The sequence below is a fragment of the Streptomyces griseochromogenes genome (assembly GCF_001542625.1).
GTDB lineage: Bacteria > Actinomycetota > Actinomycetes > Streptomycetales > Streptomycetaceae > Streptomyces > Streptomyces griseochromogenes.
The window spans coordinates 10,658,925-10,678,809 of record NZ_CP016279.1; the positions used below are offsets into that span (position 1 = coordinate 10,658,925).

Below are 19,885 nucleotides of genomic sequence, written 5' to 3' on the forward strand. Positions count from 1 at the left end.
CTCAGCGGACCGGCTCGGCGTCCTTGCCCTCGGGCAACTCGCGCATGGTCCGAAGCGGTGACAGGAAGGCCGGGAGGGCGCTCACCGTCATGCCCGCCGCGCCGATCCACAAGGTGGCCGCCGAGCCGAACACGGAACCCGAGGCTCCGCCCAGGACCCCGCCGAGGGGAATGCCGCCCCAGGACACGAACCGGGCCGTCGCGCTCATCCGGCCCAGGAGCCGATCGGGCGTGAGGGCCTGTTGGAGACTTGCCTGAGCCACGAAGCGGACGACTCCGCCCAGCGAGAGAGCCGCGAGCCCGATCGCAGCCACGTACAGGCTCCAACCCGGTCGCGCCAACGGCATCAGAACCGTCAGCGGACAAGTGACCAGCGACGCGAGCCAGATGACCCGGCCTTGTCCGATCCGCCGCGAGACCCCGGCCGCCACCAGCGCACCCAGCAGGGCCCCGCACCCCATGCCGGACAGAATGAGGCCGATGCCGAAGGACTCGAGTCCGATGCGCCTCTCCAAGAAGACCAGCAGCATGGTCTGATACATGATCAGGAAGAGGTTGAATATCGCGTCCCCCAGCATGACCGCGCGCAGGACGGGACGCTTGAGAACGAACTTCAGCCCCTCCTTGATGTCCCGCCCCAACCGAGGGCGCTCGCTCGCGCTCGGCTCCGGCTTCCGCTCCCGCTTGCGGATACCGATGGCGATCAGGCCCGACATGGCCATCCCCGCCGAACTCGCCACCAGCGTGACGGGGGCGCCGACCCAGCCGATCAGCGGCCCCGCCACCGCCGGCCCGCTGATGCTCGTCACCGAACGTATCGCCGAGAGCTTCGAGTTGCCTTCGACAAGATTGCCGCGCCCCACCAGGTGCGGCAGATAACTGACGTACGCGACATCGAAGAAGACCGTCAGCACTCCATGGACCAGGGCGGCCGCACAGAGCCACCAGATCGTCAGGAGGTCCAGCCACCAGGCCACCGGAATCGTCAAAAGGACCAGCGCCCTCACGAAATCGGCGCCGACCATCACCGATCGCTTCCGCATACGGTCCACCCAGGCGCCCGCCGGCAACCCGACCAGGAGCGATCCCGCCGTGGTCATCGCGGTCAGCAGTCCGACCTGGAACTCGCCGGCGTCCAATGCCGCGATGGCGACCAGCGGCAGCGCGAGGAAAATGACGCGGTCGCCCAGCTGACCGAGCGCGGTAGCGGCGAACAGCCGCCGGAAATCCGGGTCCCGCAAGAGCCCGAGCCGAAAAGAGCGCACTGCCATTCGAATCACCTACTGTCGGCTTGGGAATCGCTGCTCTTCCGAAGGGAGCGGCTACGGACGCTCGACCGCGAACTCGTACACCACTTCCCGGCACACATCCGGAATGACCATGTCGGCGGTTTCCACCGGGCGCCCGCCGGTGTCGTAGATGGTCCGCTCGATCTGGAGCACCAGATCCCCGACGCCGATCCCCAGCAGGTTCGCCTGCGCCTGGGTGGCACGAGCCGGGCGCGGCACCTCGACCACCGTCTCGACGACCACGCCGATCGAGCCCATGCGCTCGACCACCCCCTTTCCCGCGAGGGGACCCGTCTCGGGCAGGACGATCGGCGTTCCGTCCGTGACGGCCATCGGCTCCCAGGATTCGGAGAGCTGGACGGGCCGCCCGTCGGCGAGGAATTCGTAGTGCGTGTTGACGCAGAGATCCCCGGGGTCGATGGCGAGCCGCTCGGCGATCGCCTCGGGGGCGGGAACACGCACCTGGCTGTGCGCATCCCAGGCAGTGGCCCTTCCCCGCTCCTTCGTACCGGCACGGGAGGCAGAGCCGAGGCGCGCACGGTGCCGCGAGCGCACCATCCGCAGGCGCTCGCGCGGCCTACGGAGGTAGGTGCCCGAGCCCGCGCGTCCTTCGAGGAGGCCCTCGGCGATCAAACGGTCCATGGCCCGCTGCAGGACGTTGCGACCGACCCCGTACTCCTCGGCGAACCGCACCCGGGACGGAAGGCGCTCCCCGATCTCCCACTCTCCCGAGAGAATCCGTGCGCGCAGCGCGTCGGCCACGGCGAGGTACGGCGCCTTTCGGGACATGGGTGACTCTCCGGTTGCTGTTCTGGTGCGGCTGCCGGCGATTCCAGGCGGCATCGGCAAGCTACTGCACCCGGCGAAAGCTACTGGAGTAGAAATACGTTCGGTGCTTTTGCACCTGAGGACGACCGTGTGGCCACTGCGCCCGGCGGTCAGGCGCGGCTGTCGCGAGCGCGGTCCAGATAGTCGGCCAGCTCTCGCCATTCGCCGGCCGGAGCACCGGGTTCTCCCGACATGGCGGCCGGATCGTCACGCCAGGCAGCCCTCACCCCGGCGGAAATACCGGCATCGCCACCGCTGAACAACGCGCTCAGCTCGTCCATACGGTCCACCAGCCGGCGCACCTTCCGGTCGGCGGGCGCAATTCCGGCCGCACGAAGCCGCTCGGCCCTGCGGTACAGCTCGGGCCATTCGACCTCGAGCAGATAGTGCGTCGCGGGCCCCAGAGCGGCGGCACGGGTCCGCAGCATGTGGATCTGGCCGGCATCCAGGTGGCGGCTCAGCGTGTGCTCGCCCTCGGGGCCGGGGCCGCCGATCGCCCGCAGCGCATCGAGCAGAGCCGTGGCCGTCGGGGCCCGGTCGGCCGACAGCTCGTCCTGGAGTCGCGCGAGCCGCTCCCGCAGGACACCGAGCGCGGCGATGGATTCCTCCACACCGGCCAAGTGGTCCCGAACCAGCCGCACCGGGTCGACGCCGGCATCGAGGCACACGCCGATGGTGTCCAGGGGCAGTCCCAGGCTACGGAGCGCCAGCACCTGATAGAGCCGGACGAGGTCGTCCTCGGTGTATTCCCTGTGTCCCCCCGCGGTGCGCCGCGAGGGGCTGAGCAGCCCGATGGTGTCCCAGTGGTGCAGCGTGCGCACGGTCAGCCCGCCGGCCTCGGCGAGTCGGCCGACCTTCCAGGTCTCGGAGGTGGTCATGGAACAACGATGCGTCCTGACACCGCGTGAGGTTCAAGCCGTGGAACGACACGACACCGGGAGGGTGCGAATCATCCCAAATTGATACAAGCCATACGTTTATTCTCACGCTGAGCAGTCAACGCAGGCCTACACGCTCAGCAAGGAAGGTTCGAACCATGCGCAGGTTTCAGCGCGCCGCCGTCGTAGCCGCAGCGGTCGCCGGGCTGTCCGCCCTCGGTGTCTGCGTCAGCTTCGCCGACGACTACTGCCCCCCTCCGCGGATCACCGCCGTGGCCAACTCGCAGGCCAACGCCGTGGCCATCGGAGGCGGCACCGCGGTGGCCAACTCTGAGGCCAATGCCGTGGCCACGTACGGCGGCGGCTACCAGTACGCCCAACCGCACTACGCCCCCCAGGAGGCTCCCTACTCCGCGCCGGAGTACGGCGGCAACTGAAACCCACGCGCCACAGCGCCCGACTTCCCGCTCCCCCACGCAGAAGGGGTGCCTCTCGTGAGAGGCACCCCTTCTGACCTGCAAGCCTTATGACCTGTGCGGAGGCGGTGGGATTTGAACCCACGGTGACATCGCTGCCACGACGGTTTTCAAGACCGTTCCCTTCGGCCGCTCGGGCACGCCTCCCCGCTTCCGCCGGAGACCGGCGGCGCGGGTACAGATTACCGGCCCGCCGCGGGATCGTGGGGCGCGGCCGTCACGGGCCTCGCCGACGAGAGCCGCCCCGGCCGGCGCGCGGACGACGCGACAGCCCAACTCCCGGGACCGCCAGGGCTGGTGAGCGGCGCGAGAGCGCACTGCCGTACGGCTCATGCGGCATCAAGGACCCGGAGAGCGGCGTCACTCCCCTTCCCGTCGCCGAGGTCCGCGCCGTTCCCGTGTGCCGTGCCGCTGGACCCGGCCCGGTGAGGTCACAGGCAAAGGGCGCCCCTCCCCGAGAGGCGCCCTTCCCTTGTCCCAGGCGGGTCAGTTGTCGCCCGACCGCGCTCCCAGCGTGAGGTCGACCGTGTGGTCCTGGCCGCCCCGCTGGTAGGTGATCGTGACCTTGTCGCCGGGCTTGTGGGTCCAGATCTCGCCGATCAGGGTCGGCCCGCTGTCGATCACGTTGTCGTCGAGCTTGGTGATGACGTCGCCGGGCTTGAGGCCGGCCTTGTCGGCCGGGCCGCCCGACTCGATCGCGGAGGCGCCGCCCACGCCCTGGTCGGTGATCTTCGCGCCGCCGGTGGAGGCCCCGGGGGAGCCGGTGGAGTCCGCGAGGGAGACGGACGCGCCGATCTTGGCGTACACCGGCTTGCCGGTCTTGATCAGCTGCTGGGCGACGTACTTGGCCTGGTTGATCGGGATCGCGAAGCCGAGGCCGATCGAACCGGACTGGCCCGAGCCGAACCCGCCGCTGCTGGAGGACTGGATCGCCGAGTTGATGCCGATGACCGCGCCCGCGGCGTCCAGCAGCGGGCCGCCCGAGTTGCCGGGGTTGATCGACGCGTCGGTCTGCAGGGCGCTCATGTAGGACGCCTTGCTGCCGGAGCTGCCGTCGCTGGAGGCCACCGGGCGGTTCTTGGCGCTGATGATGCCCGTGGTGACCGTGTTGGACAGGCCGAAGGGGGCGCCGATGGCGATCGTCTCGTCGCCGACGGCCACCTTGTCGGAGTCGCCGAGGGCGAGCGGCTTGAGGTCGGAGGGCGCGTTCTTCAGCTTGATGACGGCGACGTCGTAGCCCTGGGCGTGGCCGACGACCTCGGCGTTGTACTTCCTCCCGTTCGGGAAGGTGGCCGTGAGCTTGCCGCCGTCCACCGCCTCCGCAACCACGTGGTTGTTGGTGACGATGTGTCCCTGGGTGTCGAAGACGAAGCCGGTGCCCGTGCCGCCCTCGCCGCTGGTGCTCTCCGCCTCGATGGTGACCGTGCTCGGCAGCGCCTTGCCGGCCACGTTGGCGATCGTGCCGGGAGCGCGCTTGACCTGCGCGGCGTTGCCGTCGGAGGCGGAGACGGTGGTGGAGCCGCTGTCGTCGTTGTCCTTGGCCAGGGTGTAGCCGAGGCCGCCGCCCAGGCCGCCCGCGACCAGCGCGGCCACCAGGACCGCCGCGACCAGCCCGCCGCGCCCGCTGCGGGGCTTGGGGGCGGGCTGCTGGTACGACGCACCCCAGACGGCGCCCGCGGCACCGGCGCCGCCGTCGCCGTAGGAGGGCGTGGCCGGGGCCGGCGGCGGCCAGGAGCCGTCCGGGGCGGGGCCCGGGTGGCCGGCGGGCGGCTGGTACCCGTCGGACGGGCCCTGCTGGGCGTGCGCGGCCGGCGCGGGGCCCTGCTCGGGCGCGTCCGGGGTGCCGGGCGGCACGGGCGGGAGCGGAGCCGTCGGTGCGTTCCCCTCGGGCGCGGGGCCCTGCGGGGAAGCAGCGGGAGATGCCACCGGCACGGGAGGTGCGGACGGCGCCGGGGGTACCGCGTTGCCCTCGTTCTCGGTGCTCACAGCTCTTCTCCTCGATCCACGGCTGGTGTCCTGGGTCGCACTCGGTCACGCTCGTTCACGCTGTCGTCGGGTCCGGCGTGAAGCAACTGTGCGTGGTCCAGTGTCGCGCTTGTATGCAGTCAGCTTTTCCCACGGGCCGTCAGAGCACCATAAGCGGTGGCTGTGGGTCCGGGACCATTCTTTATATAGTATTTTTCGGACAAAGGTCATATAAGCGACAGGTGTACGCCCGCGTTCGTCGCACGGACGCACCTGCGCCGCCCCGCGTACCCCGCGTCGGTGGCACCATGACGCGGTGACCCACGCACCACACCACCCCATCCAGGTCGTCGCCCACCGGGGGGCCTCCGAGGACGCCCCCGAGCACACACTGGCCGCCTACAAGAAGGCCATCGAGGACGGAGCGGACGCCCTGGAGTGCGACGTACGGCTGACCGCCGACGGCCACCTGGTCTGCGTCCACGACCGGCGGGTGAACCGTACCTCCAACGGCCGCGGCGCCGTCTCCGCCCTGGAACTGGCCGAGCTGGCCGCACTGGACTTCGGCTCCTGGAAGACCCGCGAGGCCTGGCGCGGACGCGACGAGGAGCCCGACTGGGAGCACCGTCCCGAGGACCGCGAGGAGACCTCCGTCCTCACCCTGGAGCGGCTGCTGGAGCTGGTCGCGGACGCCGGACGGCGGGTGGAGCTGGCCATCGAGACCAAGCACCCCACCCGCTGGGCGGGCCAGGTCGAGGAGCGGCTGCTGCACCTGCTGAAGCGGTTCGGACTGGACGCGCCGGCCTCCGCCGCCACATCGCCGGTGCGGATCATGAGCTTCTCGGCGCGCTCGCTGCACCGCGTGCGTGCCGCCTCGCCGACGATGCCGACGGTCTACCTGATGCAGTTCGTCTCGCCCCGGCTGCGCGACGGACGGCTGCCCGCGGGGGTGCGGATCGCGGGCCCCTCGATCCGCATCGTGCGCAACCACCCGGCGTATGTGGAGCGGCTGAAACGCGCCGGTCACCAGGTCCACGTCTGGACCGTGAACGAGCCCGAGGACGTGGACCTCTGCGTCGAGCTGGGCGTCGACGCCCTCATCACCAACCGCCCGCGCGCGGTGCTGCGACAGCTGGGCCGCTGATCGCGGAGAAAGATCCGGAGAGAGAGCACGGAGAAAGAGCACGGAGATAGAGCGCGGAGCAGACGACGGAGAAGACGACGGAGAGGCGGAGGCCAAGAGCCGGGTAAGGACCGGTCCGCACCCCTTGACCCGGCCGCCGGGCTCCAGCATCCTCCACTCTCGGCCACACCATTGAAATCAAGCCACACGACGACAGACCCGTCACAGGGAGTGCTCCGGCGCGTTCGATCCGTGTTCGTTCCTTACGAGTGCGTCACCGGAAGGGGACTGGCCGGTTTCCGGTACAGGCCAATGGGGCATCCACACCGTGGCGTGGGGCAAAGGAGGTCTCGGGGGTGGCGTTGGTGGTGGCACAGGAGGTGCCCACGTCGTCGAGCATGGCCGTACCCCATGGCCCTGCGGGCGTGGGAAAGGCCAGGCACCGGATGCGGTCGCAACTACGCAGCGGTGGTGTATCGGAACCGGTCATCGACGATGCCGTACTGATCCTTTCCGAACTATTGAGCAATGCCTGCAAACACGGGCGTCCCCTGGGCGACGCTCCGGCCGGGGACGGCGATGTGCGGGCCGCCTGGCGGGTGGACGCGCGCGGGCGGCTCATCGTGGAGGTCACGGACGGCGGCGGCCCGACCCGCCCGGCTCCGGCGACCCCGTCGGTCACCGCGCACGGCGGCCGCGGGCTGAACATCATCACCGCCCTCGCCGACGACTGGGGGGTCCGGGACGACACCCGTGGCGAGGTCACGGTCTGGGTGGTGGTCCACGTGGACGTGCACGATCCGGATGCCGGGGGCCGCCGCGCCGATTTCGCTACGCGCGTCATCTCCCCCGCTCTCCCGGCCATGGCCGAACTGGACTTCGCGGACGCGTTCGAGGACCTGGACTGAGGCAGGCGGACGCGCCCGAGGATCTGAACCGAGCCTCGTGGGCGTCCGAGGACCCGCACTTCCCGGACGTCCGAGGACCCGCACTTCGCGGGCGGACGAGGGCCCCCGCCGGTCTCCGCCGAGCCCACGCGAAGACGCGGAAATCGTCCACAGGTTCACACCGTCGGCCTCGGCCACGGGCCCGTTGTCCACAGGTTCCCGTCGGTGGTGGCGCGAACGACTAGGCTCCCGCCCGTACGAGACGAGCCGCAACCGGGAGACACCCACGATGGCCAAGAAGCGACCTCAGACGACGACCAAGCGGCCTCAGCTCAGCGATGCAGAGGTCCCGGTTGTCGGCGCCCGCGAACCCTGCCCCTGCGGCAGCGGCCGGCGCTACAAGGCGTGCCACGGCCGGGCCGCCGCACATGCCGCGACCGAGCTGGTGCACCGGCCGTTCGAGGGGCTGCCGGGCGAGGGCGACTGGGTGGCGCTGCGCGAACTGGTGCCGGCCGCGACGGTCGAACTGCCCCTCAGGGAAGGCCTGCCCGAGGGCGTCCCGTCGGTCACGCTCGCCACGGTGCTGCCGATGGCCTGGCCCGCGCTGCGCCGCGACGACGGCTCGGTGCTGCTCGGCCTGCAGAACGACACGGCCTCCGGCGACATCAGCCGCGACCTCGCCGACACCCTCCAGCGCGCGCTGTCGGCCGCCCCGGGCACTCCGGTGGAGGGCCGCCGCGCCCCCGCCGAGGGTCCGCGGCTGCAGGACCTGCTCGACCCCGAAGGCACGTTCGAGCCAGTTGTGCACAGCGGCTTCGAGTTCTGGGTGCCGGACGCGGAGAACGCCACCCCGGAGGTGGCCGCGTCCCTGGAGCGGGCCAACGCCGCCGCCATCCCCACCGTGAAGCTGTCCGGTGTGGACTGCGCGTACTGGTGCGAGACCCCGGAGAAGAACCACCTGCGCTGGGTCATGCCGCACCCGGAGGAGCGGCTTCTGGACGCTCTCGCCCGGCTGCACGCCGCGGGCCGCTCCAGCCTCGGCGAGGGCACCCGGCTGGTGGGTTCCTTCCGTGCTCACGGCCTCGTGGTGCCGGTCTGGGACCTGCCGAAGGGCTTCACGGCCGAGGACACGGAGAAGCCGGCCGCCGAGTTCGCCGAGCGGCTCGCCGCCGCCCTCGCCGTCGAGGAGCCGCTCACGGCCGAGGAGCGCCGGGCGCGCGGGGGACTGACCAACCGGCAGGTCACGCTCAACTGAGTCGCTCTCGCACACATGTCACGGCTGACCGACCGGTCAGCCGTGACGAGGGCACCGGAACGGGTGACTCCTGTCACAACTCCCCGTCTCCGCAGGGAAATCGGTGTCCGAATAGCCGAGATCGAATTTGCGAACCGCCGATCTCTTGTTACCGTTCCAGTAGCCCGGTTGCTGGTGCATCCCCCGTCGCCAGCAACCGGGTCTTTCCATGTCCGCATGCGGTGTACACCACCCTGCGGAGCGCCAGGGAGCGTCAACTCCCGTTCTGCTTGTCGGAGTTGCTCGCCGAGCGCAGCAGCAGCGGCCCGTCGGCGCCGCGCGCGGAGAACTCGGCGACGGCCGTGTAGTCGTCCAACGAGCCCCGGGTGTGCTGGCGCGGCGTCTCACAGGTGGCGGGCTCGTCGTCGGCGCCCACGGCGCAACTCGTCTCCACGGTGCGGCCGCCCGGCCCCATCAGGCTCAGCACGGAGTCCACGGCCTTGCCGGTGGCGTTGCGGTAGTAGACGCGCGCCCAGGTGTCCTCGCCCTGGGTCAGCACACAGGTCTGCGCCTCGATGCCCTCGGGGGAGGAGAGATCAGGGCCGCAGCGGGCGGCGGTGGCCAGGCCCAGCCCGAGCAGCAGGGGGGAGCGGGAAGGGTCGACGGAGGGCAGTTTCGCGTCGTCGGATGACGCTTTCGCACCGGTCCGGCCACCGTGTCCTCGTGGCCCCGGCACATCGCTCACCTGCCCCGCGGACGCCACCGCCAGCGGCAGCGCTACCGCCGCCGCCATGACGCCCACGAGGGCGAGGAGACGAAGCCTGCGGGGGTCCGGCCCACCGCGATGCGGCGACCTAGCGCCGTGACCCCCAGAAATGCGCAGCATGTAGCGGAAGATAACGACCGCGGACAGGCAAAACGCCCGGCCGCGCCCGAAAGCCCTACAACTCGGGCGCGCTCACACCCGTACGAGTGAGGGCGTCCACCACGGCGTCCACGACCGCCTCCACGTCGGGCACCCAGGGGGTGGCCGAGCCGGGCAGCGGCGCGCGCTCCCAGCGGACGGCACCGTGGCCGGTCTCGGACGGGGGCAGGGCGAGGTAGCCGCCCTCGCCGTGGAAGCGCAGCGACCCGGGCACGAAGTCCTTGGCGTACAGCAGTTCACCCAGTTGCTGCATGGAGTACGGCCTGACGAGCACCGCCCAGCGGGTCGGCGAGGCGACCACCGGGCCGAGGCGCATGCCCCGCCGGTCGAGCAGGTCGAGGGCGTGGGCCGCAGCGGCGGCCGGCAGGCTGACCGCGCAGGGCGCCTGGCCTCCGGTGGCGAGGACGATCGGCGCGTCCGGCCGGTTGGTCCACCACCAGCGCACCATGCGGGCGTCGGTGGTGGCCGCGAGCAGACCGGGGTCGAATGGGTGTGCGCCTGGCACCGTGCACTCCGGGTCGGGGCAGCCGCAGCGGGCCCGGCCCTGCGGGTCCGGGGCCACACCCGGGAGTACGGGCCACTGCCATTGGGTCGCGAAGGTCAGGGCCTCGCTGATCAGCTCAGGCCTCTTGTCGTTCCGCCTGGACAGGAGCCTGCGTCGCCTTTTGAGGATCTCGCGCATGAGCGCTCGTTCCTTTCCGTTGCACCGCTGGCAACACCGTGGACCACATCACACCATGTGTCGATCACTTCACTGTGCGTACCTATTGGCGCATCACACCCCTGTGCAGACAGGGGGAACCCCAAGGGGTCGAGCGTTGGCCGCGTCCGCGTCCGTAGTGCGTCCGTCAAAAGCACGGTTGCGGCGTGAGGGTGGCGAAGCATGGCGTTTGCCGTCGCGCGTATTTCTCTCCGCCTCCGCCACGGGAGGATGGGGCTCGGCCGTCGGTGGCTATGACGCCCGGGTCCGTCGCCAGGTTCCGGGTGGCCCCCAACCACCCCTGGCCTTCTCCGAGTACGTACCCATCACGACCGCTGTGACGCTCTGTGGAGCAAGGCCAGTCGACCGCAATGAACCGTTACCCGAGGCAGTTTTAAGCCAACTTGGCAGTAAGGCAAGGGTTTCGAAAGAAACCCACATCACGCCCATGGACACCAGGAATCCCCGCAGGACAATGCTGGACATCCCCTCACGAGTGCGTGTACATGTGGAGACACTGCTAGCGGCGCAGAATGACATGGGGGTTTGCGATGCTTTTGAGCAATACGCACCGGTCTGAAGGCCGGACGCCATGAACGCCCCGCACCCTCCGAAAGTGGCTGGAATCGATCCAACGGTTCCCACGCCCGCACACACTGTCGCGCCCGCACCCCCCACCCCGGACGCCGGTCCCTCCCCGGACGCCGCTCGCGCCCTCCCCACCCCCACCGGCCCCGCGCCCGGGACCCTGCTCCAGGACCGGCTGGCCGGCTGGGTCTCGGACCTCACGACCCTCCACGAACTCACCGAACGCCTGTCCCGCACGGACGCCCTGGAACCCGCCCTCCAGGAACTGCTGCGCGCCGGATCCGCCCTGGTCGGCGCCCGCCGCGGCCTAGTCGTCCTGGAACCCGCGGACGGACTCGGCCCCAGCGCCACCATCGGCCTCGGCCTCGGCCGGGCCGACCTCGGCCACATCGAGACCGTGCCGCGCGGCGCCCTCCCCCACGGCGCCCTCCTCGACGCCGGCGCGGGCACCGAGATCGTGCACGCCGACCTGCTCGCCGAGGACGGCCTCGACCCCCGCCACCGCGAGGTGGCCGCCCGCCTCGGCTACGCCGCCAGCTACGCCCTGCCCCTGTCCGCCGAGGCCGCCGGCCGCCTCGGCGCCGCCGTGTGGCTGTACGACGAGCCCGCCGAACCGGACGAGCGCCGCCGCCACCTCGTCGGCCTGTACGTCCGCCACGCCGCCGAGCACCTCGCACGGCTGCTGGAGGTCGAGCGCACGCGCGCGTGCCTGACGACCATCGCCGAGGAACTGCTCCCGTCCCGGCTGCCGCGGGTGGCCGGCGTCCAGCTCGCCGCCCGGCACCGCACCGGCCCGCGCGGCGGCGGCGACTGGTACGACGCGCTGCCGCTGCCCGACGCCGCCCTCGGGCTCTCGGTCGGCTCGGTCACCGGCTCCGGCCCCAGCGCGGTGGCCGCCATGGGCCGGCTGCGCGCCTCCCTGCGGGCCTACGCCGTGATGGAGGGCGAGGACCCGGTCGCCGTCCTGTCCGACCTGGAGCTGCTGCTGCGGCTGACCGAGCCCGCCCGCTCGGCCACCGCCCTGTTCGCCTACTGCGAGCCCGCCCTGCGCAAGGTCACCCTGGCCGGCGCCGGGCACAGCCCGCCGCTGCTGATCGGCGAGCGGCGCACCGAGTTCGCCGAGACCTCCGTCTCCGCGCCGCTCGGCATGCTCGCCTGCTGGGAGGCGCCCAGCGTGGAGATCCAGGCGGAGGCCGGAGAGACGGTCCTGCTCTATACCGACGGGCTGCTGCACCGTACCGGCGACCCGATGGACCGGGCCTTCGCCCGGCTGCACGCGGCCGCCGCGAGCATCCCGCGCACGCTGCGCCGCGACCCCGGGGCCATCGCCGACCACGTGCTGCGCACCGTACTGCCGGACGGCATGGACACGGCAGACAGCGAGGAGGACGTGGTGCTGCTGGCGGCCCGCTTCGACTGAGAGCCCGCCCGCGGCCGTCTGGCATGAGCGGGCATAACAGGTCATCCGGCCCGGGGCTCACCCTGGTACGACCGTACGATGATGGAGGTCCCCCGCTCGGTCACAGTCGCGAGCGCCGGACCGCCGGGGGAGATCACACGCCGTACCGAGGAGGATCACGTGGCCGACGAACTCAACCCGGAGACCCCGGTGGAAGAGTCCGAGGAGCCCATCAAGCAGCGGAAGAACGGCCTGTACCCGGGTGTCTCCGACGAGCTTGCCGAGAACATGAAGTCCGGCTGGGCCGACACGGAGCTGCGTGACCTGGAGCCGATCCCGCAGGCCGCCGAGACCGCCCGCCGCCGCGCCGCGCTCTCCGCGCGCTTTCCCGGCGAGCGTCTCGTCATCCCCGCGGGCAACCTGAGGACCCGCTCGAACGACACCGAGTACCCCTTCCGCGCCTCGGTCGAGTACGCCTACCTGACCGGCAACCAGACGGAGGACGGCGTCCTCGTCCTGGAGCCGTCGGCCGAGGGCCACAAGGAGACGATCTACCTTCTGCCCCGCTCCGACCGCGAGAACGGCGAGTTCTGGCTCTCCGGCCAGGGCGAGCTGTGGGTCGGCCGCCGCCACTCCCTGACCGAGTCCGAGGCGCTGTACGGCATCCCGGCCGCCGACGTGCGCGAGCTGGCCGACACGCTGCGCGAGGCCACCGGACCGGTCCGCGTGGTGCGCGGCCACGACGCCGGCATCGAGGCCGCCCTGACCGACAAGGTCACCGGCGAGCGCGACGAGGAGCTGCGCGTCTTCCTCTCCGAGATGCGACTGGTCAAGGACGAGTTCGAGATCGGCGAGCTGCAGAAGGCCTGCGACTCGACCGCGCGCGGCTTCGAGGACGTCGTCAAGGTCCTCGACAAGGCCGAGGCGACGAGCGAGCGCTACATCGAGGGCACGTTCTTCCTCCGCGCGCGCGTGGAGGGCAACGACGTCGGCTACGGCTCCATCTGCGCGTCCGGCCCGCACGCCTGCACGCTGCACTGGGTGCGCAACGACGGCCCGGTCCGCTCCGGCGACCTGCTCCTGCTCGACGCGGGCGTGGAGACGCACACCCTGTACACCGCGGACGTCACGCGCACGCTGCCGGTCAACGGCACGTACAGCGAGATCCAGAAGAAGATCTACGACGCCGTGTACGAGGCCCAGGAGGCCGGTATCGCGGCCGTCAGGCCGGGCGCCAAGTACCGCGACTTCCATGACGCCGCCCAGCGCGTCCTCACCGAGAGGCTCGTCGAGTGGGGCCTGGTCGAGGGCCCGGTCGAGCGCGTCCTGGAGCTGGGCCTGCAGCGCCGCTGGACCCTGCACGGCACCGGCCACATGCTCGGCATGGACGTCCACGACTGCGCGGCCGCGCGGACCGAGACGTACGTGGACGGCACGCTGGAGCCGGGCATGGTGCTCACCGTCGAGCCGGGCCTGTACTTCCAGGCCGACGACCTGACGGTCCCCGCGGAGTACCGGGGCATCGGCGTCCGCATCGAGGACGACATCCTCGTCACCGAGGACGGCAACCGAAACCTTTCCGCCGCGCTGCCCCGACGCTCGGACGAGGTCGAGGAATGGATGGCGTCGCTGAAGGGCTGACGTCAGACTGAATGGCCGGGTACCGGTGGGTGCCCGGCCATTTCGTGTGCGCGGACGTCGTGACCGGCCGCGCCCACGCGGCAGAGCCGCATATCGGCACAGTCCCGCGCCCCTTTCGGGGCGCGGGTCTCACGTTGGGGGGATCGTGAACGACTTCTGGTCCGGAATCGGTGTCGACCTGCACCTGGAACCCGAAGCGGCGGCGGGGCGAAGAGCGGGGCTGGAGATGGCGCTGCGAGACGCCGTACGGGACGGACGGCTGACGCCCGGGACCCAGCTCCCGGCCACCCGGCGGCTCGCCGCCGAACTCGGCATCTCGCGGGGAACGGCCAAGGCCGCCTACGACCAGCTGGTCGCCGAGGGATACCTGATGGCACGGCAGGGCTCGGGCACCCGGGTCGCCTCGCTGCCCGCCGTGGACTCCGAGGCGCCACAGGCCCACGCACGCGCGCGTGCGCCGCGCTTCGACCTGCGGCCCGGCAGCCCCGACGTGGGCGCGTTCCCCGCGGCGGCCTGGCTGCGCGCGCTGCGCCGCGCCATCGCGACGGCGCCCTCCCTGGCGTACGACTACGGCGACCCACGCGGCCGGATCGAACTGCGCACCGCGCTCTCGGGCTATCTGGGGCGGGCGCGTGGCGTGCTCGCGCCACCCGAGCGGATCGTGATCACCTCCGGCTACGTCCAGGGACTCGCGCTCCTCACACGCGTGCTGGACGGCGCCTGTCTCGCCATGGAGGACCCCGGGCTGGCCTTCCACCGGGAGGTGGTGCGGCACAACGGCGGGACCGTGCTGCCGGTCGGGGTGGACGAGCGCGGGGTCCGGGCCGGCGAGCTGGGCGAGGCGGCCGCCGTGGTGGTCACCCCGGCCCACCAGTACCCGACCGGTGTGACCCTGCACCCCGAGCGGCGGCGCGCGCTCACCGACTGGGCACGCGCGCGTGGCGGGCTCATCGTCGAGGACGACTACGACGGCGAGTTCCGCTACGACCGCCAGCCGGTCGGCGCGCTGCAGGGGATGGCACCGGGCCAGGTGGTGTACCTGGGCACCGCCTCCAAGACCCTCGGCCCCGCGCTGCGCCTCGGCTGGATGGTGCTGCCGCCGCAGCTGGTCGACGCGGTCGCCGACGCCAAGCTGCACAGCGACCACCACACCGAGACCATCGGCCAGCTGGCGCTCGCCGAGCTGATCGACAGCCACGCCTACGACCGGCACGTACGCGCGTGCCGGCTGCGTTACCGGCGCCGCCGGGACCAGTTGCTGGACCGGCTCGGGACGCGGCGCGGCGTGCGCGGCATCGCGGCCGGGCTGCACGCGCTGATCGACGTGCCCGACGAGGCCGAGGCCCTGGCCCGCGCCGAGGCGGAGGGACTCGCGCTCGGCGCCCTCGGCGACCACTGGCACACACCGGCCGAGGCCCGCCCACAGGGCCTGGTCGTCGGCTACGGCACCCCCCGGGAACGGCTGTACCCGGAGGCGCTGGAGGTACTGGCGAAGGTGCTGGACGCCTGAGTCGGGCGGCGCGGGCACGACGGCGGCCCGCGCCGCGGGACCGCCGGTGCCGGTGGCTCCAGCCTGCGCACCGGGCCCGGCGCCGTCGAGTCCGGTGGCCGGCGACCACGAGGCTGTGAAGACCGAGGAACAGGGAAGCAGGCCGAAAAGCCACCTTTACGGCACCGGGGCGTGGTCGTGCAGCACCCGCTGGAAGATCCGGCAGTCCCGCCACGCCCCGTTGATATGAAGGTAATTCGGGGCGAGCCCGATCGGTTCGAAACCGCATTTCTGAAGCACCCGCTGCGAACCGGTGTTCTCGGTCAGCGTCGACGCCTCGATCCGGTGCAGCCCCTCCCGGTCCCGGGCGATACGGCAGACCTGCCGCACCGCCGCGCTGGCCAGCCCCCTGTTCTGCTGGTCGGCGGCGACCCAGTACCCGATATACGAACTGCAGAAAGGACCGCGCGAAATACCGGACAAGGTGACCGCGCCCACGATCCGCCCGTCCGAAGTCTCGAACACCCAGGGCAGCACGGCACCCTCGGCGGCCTGCCCCAACAGCGAGTCGATGCGCTCGGCCTGGCCCTCGACGGTGAAGAAGGAGTCCGGTCTGACCGGCTCCCACGGTTCGAGGTGTTTCCGGTTCCGTGTATATGCGGAGGCGAGCGCGAAAGCGTCGTCCGGTGCGAGGGCGCGCAGGAACACACCGCCCGCTATTTCCTCGTCTTCCATTTCCAGGCGATTGATCAGCATGCGCGCACTTTAGCCCCGTAGGCCCATTAAGGGTGCCGTCATGCCGTAAGCAGGGAAGGATCTTTCTTCCACTTGAGCATCTTGTCGAAGCTCACCACCGTCCCGCCCCGGCCCGGTTTGGCGCCGATGTGGACGTGATCGGCGAGTTCTCTGATCAGACACAGCCCGCGGCCGTGTTCGGCGTCCGCGCGGGCGGGCCGGATCTCCTGGGCGCGGGTGAACCCGGGGCCCGCGTCGGCCACCTCGATCCGGCACTTCTCGCCGTCGAGATACGCCGTCACCCGGTAGGCCTCCGAACGGTCTCCGAACGCGGCGCCCCCGCCGTGCTCGACGGCGTTCGCGCAGGCCTCGCTGAGCGCGACGGACAAGTCGTAGGAGACGTCCGGGTCGACACCCGCCGTCTCCATGGTGCCGATCAGCAGCCGACGGGCGAGCGGGACGGACGCGGCCTCGCGACGCAGATGGAGTGACCACCAGATGCTCATGCTCCAGCCTCCTGGCCGCGGCTCGACATACCGATACGTATTGCCGCCCGCACGCGGCCGTAAGCACTCCATTGACGTGACTCCGCCCATTCAGGCGATGCGCCCCGGGAGGAATCGGTGTATGAGGGCATGGATTTCGACGGAAGACGATCTTCCAGCCGTCACGGCGGCCTTCCCGCCGTGACGAAATCCCGCGACCTGCCGTAGGACTCGGGTAAGGCCAGTGCGATGATGAGGCCGCCATGACTGCCCCCCACCCGCGCACGGCGCGCCCCGGAGCCGGACTCCGGATCCTGCGGGCCGCGGTGTTCGCCGCGGTCTGTGTCGTGCTGGCCGCGGCCGGGCACACACTGGCCTCCTGCGCGCGCGTGCCCCTGTGGACGCTCGGCGCGGGATTCCTGGGCTCCCTGCTGCTCGTGGCACCGCTCGCCGGGCGGGCACGCTCGCTGCCGGGTATCGCCGCCCTCCTCGCGCTCGGCCAGACCGTGCTGCACACGCTGTTCGGGCTGGGTCAGCACGGGGCCGCGAGCGCGATGCCGATGAGCCAGACGGACGGAACGCTGAGCCGGCCCGCGCTCGTCGAGCGGGCCGCCCGGTTCGTGTGCGGGTCCTCACCGGCGGCGCTCACCCCCGGACACGCCTACCGGCTCCTGCTCGACGCGCACCTCATCGACCCCTCGGGCCGGGCCGTGGGCGCCGTGCCGGTCATGCACCACATGCAGGACGCCACCGGCCCCTCGGCGCCGCTGCTGCCCTCCCTGCCGATGCTGCTCGCCCATGTCCTCGCGGCCGTCGCCGCCGGCTGGCTGCTGCGCCGAGGTGACCTCGCCGTGCTGCGGCTGATCGAGCTATCGGCGCATGGAGTCACCGAGGGGGCGCTCGTACGATCCCTGCGCGCGGCGCTCGCGCTGACGCACGCCCTGTGCGCCGGGCTGCTCCCCACGGCCGAGCCCCGTCCGCGCGGCCGCCGCACCACCCGGGACGAGACGCCCGCCCCGCACACCACCGCGCTCCAGCACACGGTGATCCGGCGCGGCCCGCCCGCCGCCGCGTTCCTCCTCGCCGCCTGACGCGACGCGACCACACCCCACCGCAGCCGGAAACGGAAGAGCCGGACGGGAGGGGCCGCCGTCGCGCGGCACGCGCGCGTGCGCACATCGACCGGTGATGCCTCGAACGGCACCGCCACGCGCACGCGTACTCCCGATCACCACCGGAACTCACTCACAGTGGAGTGCTCCCAGCCATGAAGGCTTCTCGCATCGCCGCCGCCGCAGCCGCCGCGGGCACCACCGTCCTCGCCCTGTCCGCCCCCGCCTTCGCGCACGTCAGCGTGCAGCCCGAGGGCGCCGCGGCCAAGGGCGGCTACGCGGTCGTCGACTTCAAGGTCCCCAACGAACGCGACGACGCCTCGACCACCAAGCTCGAGGTGAACTTCCCGGCCGACCACCCGCTGGCCTCCGTCATGCCCGAGCCCCTCCCCGGCTGGACCGTGAAGGTCACCAAGTCCAAGCTGGACAAGCCGCTGACGATGCACGGCGAGAAGATCGACGAGGCCGTCACCAAGGTCACCTGGACCGCCGACGGCAAGGGCATCGAGCCCGGCTACTTCCAGAAGTTCCCGCTCTCCGTCGGCGCCCTGCCCGAGAACACCGACCAGCTCGTCTTCAAGGCGATCCAGACGTACTCCAACAAGGAGGTCGTGCGCTGGATCGAGGTGCCGCAGGACGGCCAGGCCGAGCCCGAGAACCCGGCTCCGGTGCTGGAGCTGTCCGCCGCCGCCACCGGCGACCACCACGGCGGCTCCACGGCCGAGGACGCCTCCGACAAGAGCGACGGCAAGACCGAGAAGACGGCCGCCGCGGGCTCGGACGGCGGCAGTGACACCACCGCGCGCGTGCTCGGCGTGGTCGGCATCGTCGTCGGCGCCGCGGGTGTGGCCTACGGCGTCCTCGCCGGCCGCCGCCGTACCGCCTGACCCACCGTTCCGCACGCGCACCAGAGGTCGTGCGAGGCTGTCGTACGACCCCCGGTGCGCGCCGGAGTTCTCACATCTGGGACATTTCTCTATGCGCAAGAAGACGTTCGCCGCGGCCGCGCTGCTCGCCGCCGCCACCCTGACCCTCTCCGCCTGCGGCAGCGGCAACGACGGCAAGTCGCCCGTCGCCGTGGTCTCCGAGGAGACCGACTCGGGCAAGGCCGCGACCATCCTCGACCAGCCGTTCGCGAAGCCGGACCTGGTGCTCACCGACACGCACGGCAAGAAGTACGACCTGCGCGCCGAGACCAAGGGCCACCCCACCCTGGTCTACTTCGGCTACACGCACTGCCCCGACATCTGCCCGACGACGATGAGCAACATCGCCGTCGCGAAGAAGGCGCTGCCCAAGGCCGAGCAGAACAACCTCAGGGTCGTGTTCGTCACCACCGACCCGGGCCGCGACACCCCGGCCGAACTCGGCAAGTGGCTCAAGGGCATCGACCCCCAGTTCATCGGCCTGACCGGCGACTTCCCCACCATCCAGGCGGGTGCCCGCTCCCTCGGCATCTCCGTCGAGCCGACGAAGAAGGACAAGAACGGCAAGCTCGTCTCGGTCCACGGCACCCAGGTCATCGCCTTCTCGCCGAAGACCGACGGGGGTTACGTCCTCTACGGCGAGGACGCCACGGTCGACGACTACACCAAGGACCTGCCGAAGCTCGTCGAGGGAGCGAAGCCGTGAGGCGTGCACTTCTGCCCGCGGCCGCGCTCGCGGGCGCCCTGGCCCTCACGGGCTGCGGCTCCGGCTCGGACTCCGGCTCGGACTCCGGCTCCGCGAAAGACTCCGCGAAGGACTCCGCGAAGGCCGAGCTGTCCGTCAGCGCGTCCTACATGCCCCAGCCGGTCTCCGCCGACATGGCCGCCGGGTTCCTCACGATAGCCAACCGGGGCGGCACGAAGGACGAGCTGACCTCGGTCACCAGCGACGTCGCCGGCCAGGTCACCATGCACAGCACCGTCGGCGGGGCCATGGAGGAGAAGACCTCCTTCGCCGTCCCGGCCCATGGCCGGCTCGTGTTCAAAAGTGGTGGCAACCATCTGATGTTCGAGAAGCTGAAGCGCAAGCCACAGCAGGGCCAGAAGATCGCCCTGAAGCTCACCTTCGCCGAATCCGGGCCCCTCACCGTCGAGATGCCGGTGGAGTCCGCCACGTACAACCCGTCGACCGGACACTGAGGGAGG

At 71.3% G+C, this 19,885-nt stretch carries 19 protein-coding genes and 1 tRNA gene; 11 read left to right on the top strand and 9 right to left on the bottom strand.

Translation table 11 applies throughout. From position 1 onward, the window contains the following. Position 1 precedes the first annotated feature (1 nt). From AVL59_RS46765 to AVL59_RS46775, 3 genes are all read right to left on the bottom strand, one after another. Positions 2-1,240 (bottom strand): MFS transporter, encoded by a 1,239-nt coding sequence (locus tag AVL59_RS46765; protein ID WP_237281839.1) that lies wholly within the window; start codon positions 1,238-1,240, stop codon positions 2-4. An 81-nt stretch (positions 1,241-1,321) separates the two neighbouring features. Further along, a complete protein-coding gene (locus tag AVL59_RS46770) occupies positions 1,322-2,077 on the bottom strand; it encodes a GntR family transcriptional regulator (protein ID WP_067316555.1) in 756 nt (251 codons plus the stop codon). Between the two features lie 149 nt (positions 2,078-2,226). Next, positions 2,227-2,994 (bottom strand): MerR family transcriptional regulator, encoded by a 768-nt coding sequence (locus tag AVL59_RS46775; protein ID WP_067316557.1) that lies wholly within the window; start codon positions 2,992-2,994, stop codon positions 2,227-2,229. Between the two features lie 158 nt (positions 2,995-3,152). Here AVL59_RS46775 and AVL59_RS46780 point away from each other — a divergent pair, with 158 nt between their 5' ends. After that, a complete protein-coding gene (locus AVL59_RS46780) occupies positions 3,153-3,431 on the top strand; it encodes a hypothetical protein (RefSeq protein ID WP_067316558.1) in 279 nt (92 codons plus the stop codon). Positions 3,432-3,530: 99 nt separating this feature from the next. Here the strand turns inward: AVL59_RS46780 and AVL59_RS46785 are convergent. Together AVL59_RS46785 and AVL59_RS46790 are read right to left on the bottom strand one after the other, a co-directional pair. Then, positions 3,531-3,617 (bottom strand) — tRNA-Ser (locus AVL59_RS46785). Between the two features lie 339 nt (positions 3,618-3,956). After that, entirely contained in the window at positions 3,957-5,456 is a 1,500-nt protein-coding gene (locus tag AVL59_RS46790) for a S1C family serine protease (protein WP_067316560.1), read from the bottom strand. Between the two features lie 295 nt (positions 5,457-5,751). Between AVL59_RS46790 and AVL59_RS46795 the strand changes: the two genes are divergently transcribed. The 3 genes from AVL59_RS46795 to AVL59_RS46805 all read left to right on the top strand — a co-directional run bounded on the left by AVL59_RS46795 (position 5,752) and on the right by AVL59_RS46805 (position 8,700). Then, positions 5,752-6,579: a glycerophosphodiester phosphodiesterase gene (locus tag AVL59_RS46795; protein WP_067316562.1), complete on the top strand. Its 828-nt coding sequence runs from the start codon at positions 5,752-5,754 to the stop codon at positions 6,577-6,579. A 248-nt stretch (positions 6,580-6,827) separates the two neighbouring features. Next, entirely contained in the window at positions 6,828-7,466 is a 639-nt protein-coding gene (locus tag AVL59_RS46800; RefSeq protein ID WP_067316564.1) for an ATP-binding protein, read from the top strand. Positions 7,467-7,734: 268 nt separating this feature from the next. Continuing rightward, positions 7,735-8,700 (top strand): DUF5926 family protein, encoded by a 966-nt coding sequence (locus AVL59_RS46805; RefSeq protein ID WP_067316566.1) that lies wholly within the window; start codon positions 7,735-7,737, stop codon positions 8,698-8,700. A 253-nt stretch (positions 8,701-8,953) separates the two neighbouring features. Here the strand turns inward: AVL59_RS46805 and AVL59_RS46810 are convergent, their stop codons facing one another. Together AVL59_RS46810 and AVL59_RS46815 are read right to left on the bottom strand one after the other, a co-directional pair. Then, positions 8,954-9,472: a hypothetical protein gene (locus AVL59_RS46810; RefSeq protein WP_067318584.1), complete on the bottom strand. Its 519-nt coding sequence runs from the start codon at positions 9,470-9,472 to the stop codon at positions 8,954-8,956. Between the two features lie 148 nt (positions 9,473-9,620). Then, positions 9,621-10,286, bottom strand: coding sequence for a bifunctional DNA primase/polymerase (locus AVL59_RS46815; protein WP_067316568.1), 666 nt, complete (start codon positions 10,284-10,286; stop codon positions 9,621-9,623). A gap of 610 nt (positions 10,287-10,896) precedes the next feature. Between AVL59_RS46815 and AVL59_RS46820 the strand changes: the two genes are divergently transcribed. The 3 genes from AVL59_RS46820 to pdxR all read left to right on the top strand — a co-directional run bounded on the left by AVL59_RS46820 (position 10,897) and on the right by pdxR (position 15,442). Next, entirely contained in the window at positions 10,897-12,312 is a 1,416-nt protein-coding gene (locus AVL59_RS46820) for a PP2C family protein-serine/threonine phosphatase (RefSeq protein ID WP_067316570.1), read from the top strand. Positions 12,313-12,471: 159 nt separating this feature from the next. Continuing rightward, a complete protein-coding gene (locus AVL59_RS46825) occupies positions 12,472-13,932 on the top strand; it encodes an aminopeptidase P family protein (protein ID WP_067318586.1) in 1,461 nt (486 codons plus the stop codon). Between the two features lie 145 nt (positions 13,933-14,077). After that, a complete protein-coding gene (pdxR, locus tag AVL59_RS46830; RefSeq protein ID WP_067316572.1) occupies positions 14,078-15,442 on the top strand; it encodes a MocR-like pyridoxine biosynthesis transcription factor PdxR in 1,365 nt (454 codons plus the stop codon). Positions 15,443-15,598: 156 nt separating this feature from the next. On the opposite strand, the gene AVL59_RS46835 is transcribed toward pdxR, so the two are convergent. Further along, on the bottom strand, positions 15,599-16,177 hold the full coding sequence (locus AVL59_RS46835) for a GNAT family N-acetyltransferase (RefSeq protein ID WP_372450374.1): 579 nt from the start codon (positions 16,175-16,177) through the stop codon (positions 15,599-15,601). 38 nt (positions 16,178-16,215) lie between these two features. Further along, positions 16,216-16,662, bottom strand: a complete 447-nt coding sequence (locus AVL59_RS46840; protein ID WP_067316573.1) for an ATP-binding protein — start codon at positions 16,660-16,662, stop codon at positions 16,216-16,218. Positions 16,663-16,904: 242 nt separating this feature from the next. Here AVL59_RS46840 and AVL59_RS46845 point away from each other — a divergent pair, with 242 nt between their 5' ends. From AVL59_RS46845 to AVL59_RS46860, 4 genes are all read left to right on the top strand, one after another. Further along, positions 16,905-17,732, top strand: a complete 828-nt coding sequence (locus tag AVL59_RS46845) for a hypothetical protein (RefSeq protein WP_067316575.1) — start codon at positions 16,905-16,907, stop codon at positions 17,730-17,732. 176 nt (positions 17,733-17,908) lie between these two features. Further along, positions 17,909-18,640 (top strand): YcnI family copper-binding membrane protein, encoded by a 732-nt coding sequence (locus AVL59_RS46850; protein ID WP_067316577.1) that lies wholly within the window; start codon positions 17,909-17,911, stop codon positions 18,638-18,640. Between the two features lie 91 nt (positions 18,641-18,731). Beyond that, positions 18,732-19,385: an SCO family protein gene (locus AVL59_RS46855; protein WP_067316579.1), complete on the top strand. Its 654-nt coding sequence runs from the start codon at positions 18,732-18,734 to the stop codon at positions 19,383-19,385. After that, positions 19,382-19,879, top strand: a complete 498-nt coding sequence (locus tag AVL59_RS46860; RefSeq protein ID WP_067316581.1) for a copper chaperone PCu(A)C — start codon at positions 19,382-19,384, stop codon at positions 19,877-19,879. Before AVL59_RS46855 ends, AVL59_RS46860 begins: the two co-directional genes overlap by 4 nt. The last annotated feature ends 6 nt before the right edge of the window (positions 19,880-19,885 follow it).

Excerpts from the sequence above, each read along its gene's own strand:
- AVL59_RS46770 (WP_067316555.1), bottom strand. The coding sequence starts at position 2,077 with ATGTCCCGAAAGGCGCCGTACCTCGCCGTGGCCGACGCGCTGCGCGCA.
- AVL59_RS46775 (WP_067316557.1), bottom strand. The coding sequence starts at position 2,994 with ATGACCACCTCCGAGACCTGGAAGGTCGGCCGACTCGCCGAGGCCGGC.
- AVL59_RS46780 (WP_067316558.1), top strand. The coding sequence starts at position 3,153 with ATGCGCAGGTTTCAGCGCGCCGCCGTCGTAGCCGCAGCGGTCGCCGGG.
- AVL59_RS46805 (WP_067316566.1), top strand. The coding sequence starts at position 7,735 with ATGGCCAAGAAGCGACCTCAGACGACGACCAAGCGGCCTCAGCTCAGC.
- AVL59_RS46810 (WP_067318584.1), bottom strand. The coding sequence starts at position 9,472 with ATGGCGGCGGCGGTAGCGCTGCCGCTGGCGGTGGCGTCCGCGGGGCAG.
- AVL59_RS46815 (WP_067316568.1), bottom strand. The coding sequence starts at position 10,286 with ATGCGCGAGATCCTCAAAAGGCGACGCAGGCTCCTGTCCAGGCGGAAC.
- AVL59_RS46820 (WP_067316570.1), top strand. The coding sequence starts at position 10,897 with ATGAACGCCCCGCACCCTCCGAAAGTGGCTGGAATCGATCCAACGGTT.
- AVL59_RS46835 (WP_372450374.1), bottom strand. The coding sequence starts at position 16,177 with ATGCTGATCAATCGCCTGGAAATGGAAGACGAGGAAATAGCGGGCGGT.
- AVL59_RS46840 (WP_067316573.1), bottom strand. The coding sequence starts at position 16,662 with ATGAGCATCTGGTGGTCACTCCATCTGCGTCGCGAGGCCGCGTCCGTC.
- AVL59_RS46845 (WP_067316575.1), top strand. The coding sequence starts at position 16,905 with ATGACTGCCCCCCACCCGCGCACGGCGCGCCCCGGAGCCGGACTCCGG.
- AVL59_RS46850 (WP_067316577.1), top strand. The coding sequence starts at position 17,909 with ATGAAGGCTTCTCGCATCGCCGCCGCCGCAGCCGCCGCGGGCACCACC.
- AVL59_RS46855 (WP_067316579.1), top strand. The coding sequence starts at position 18,732 with ATGCGCAAGAAGACGTTCGCCGCGGCCGCGCTGCTCGCCGCCGCCACC.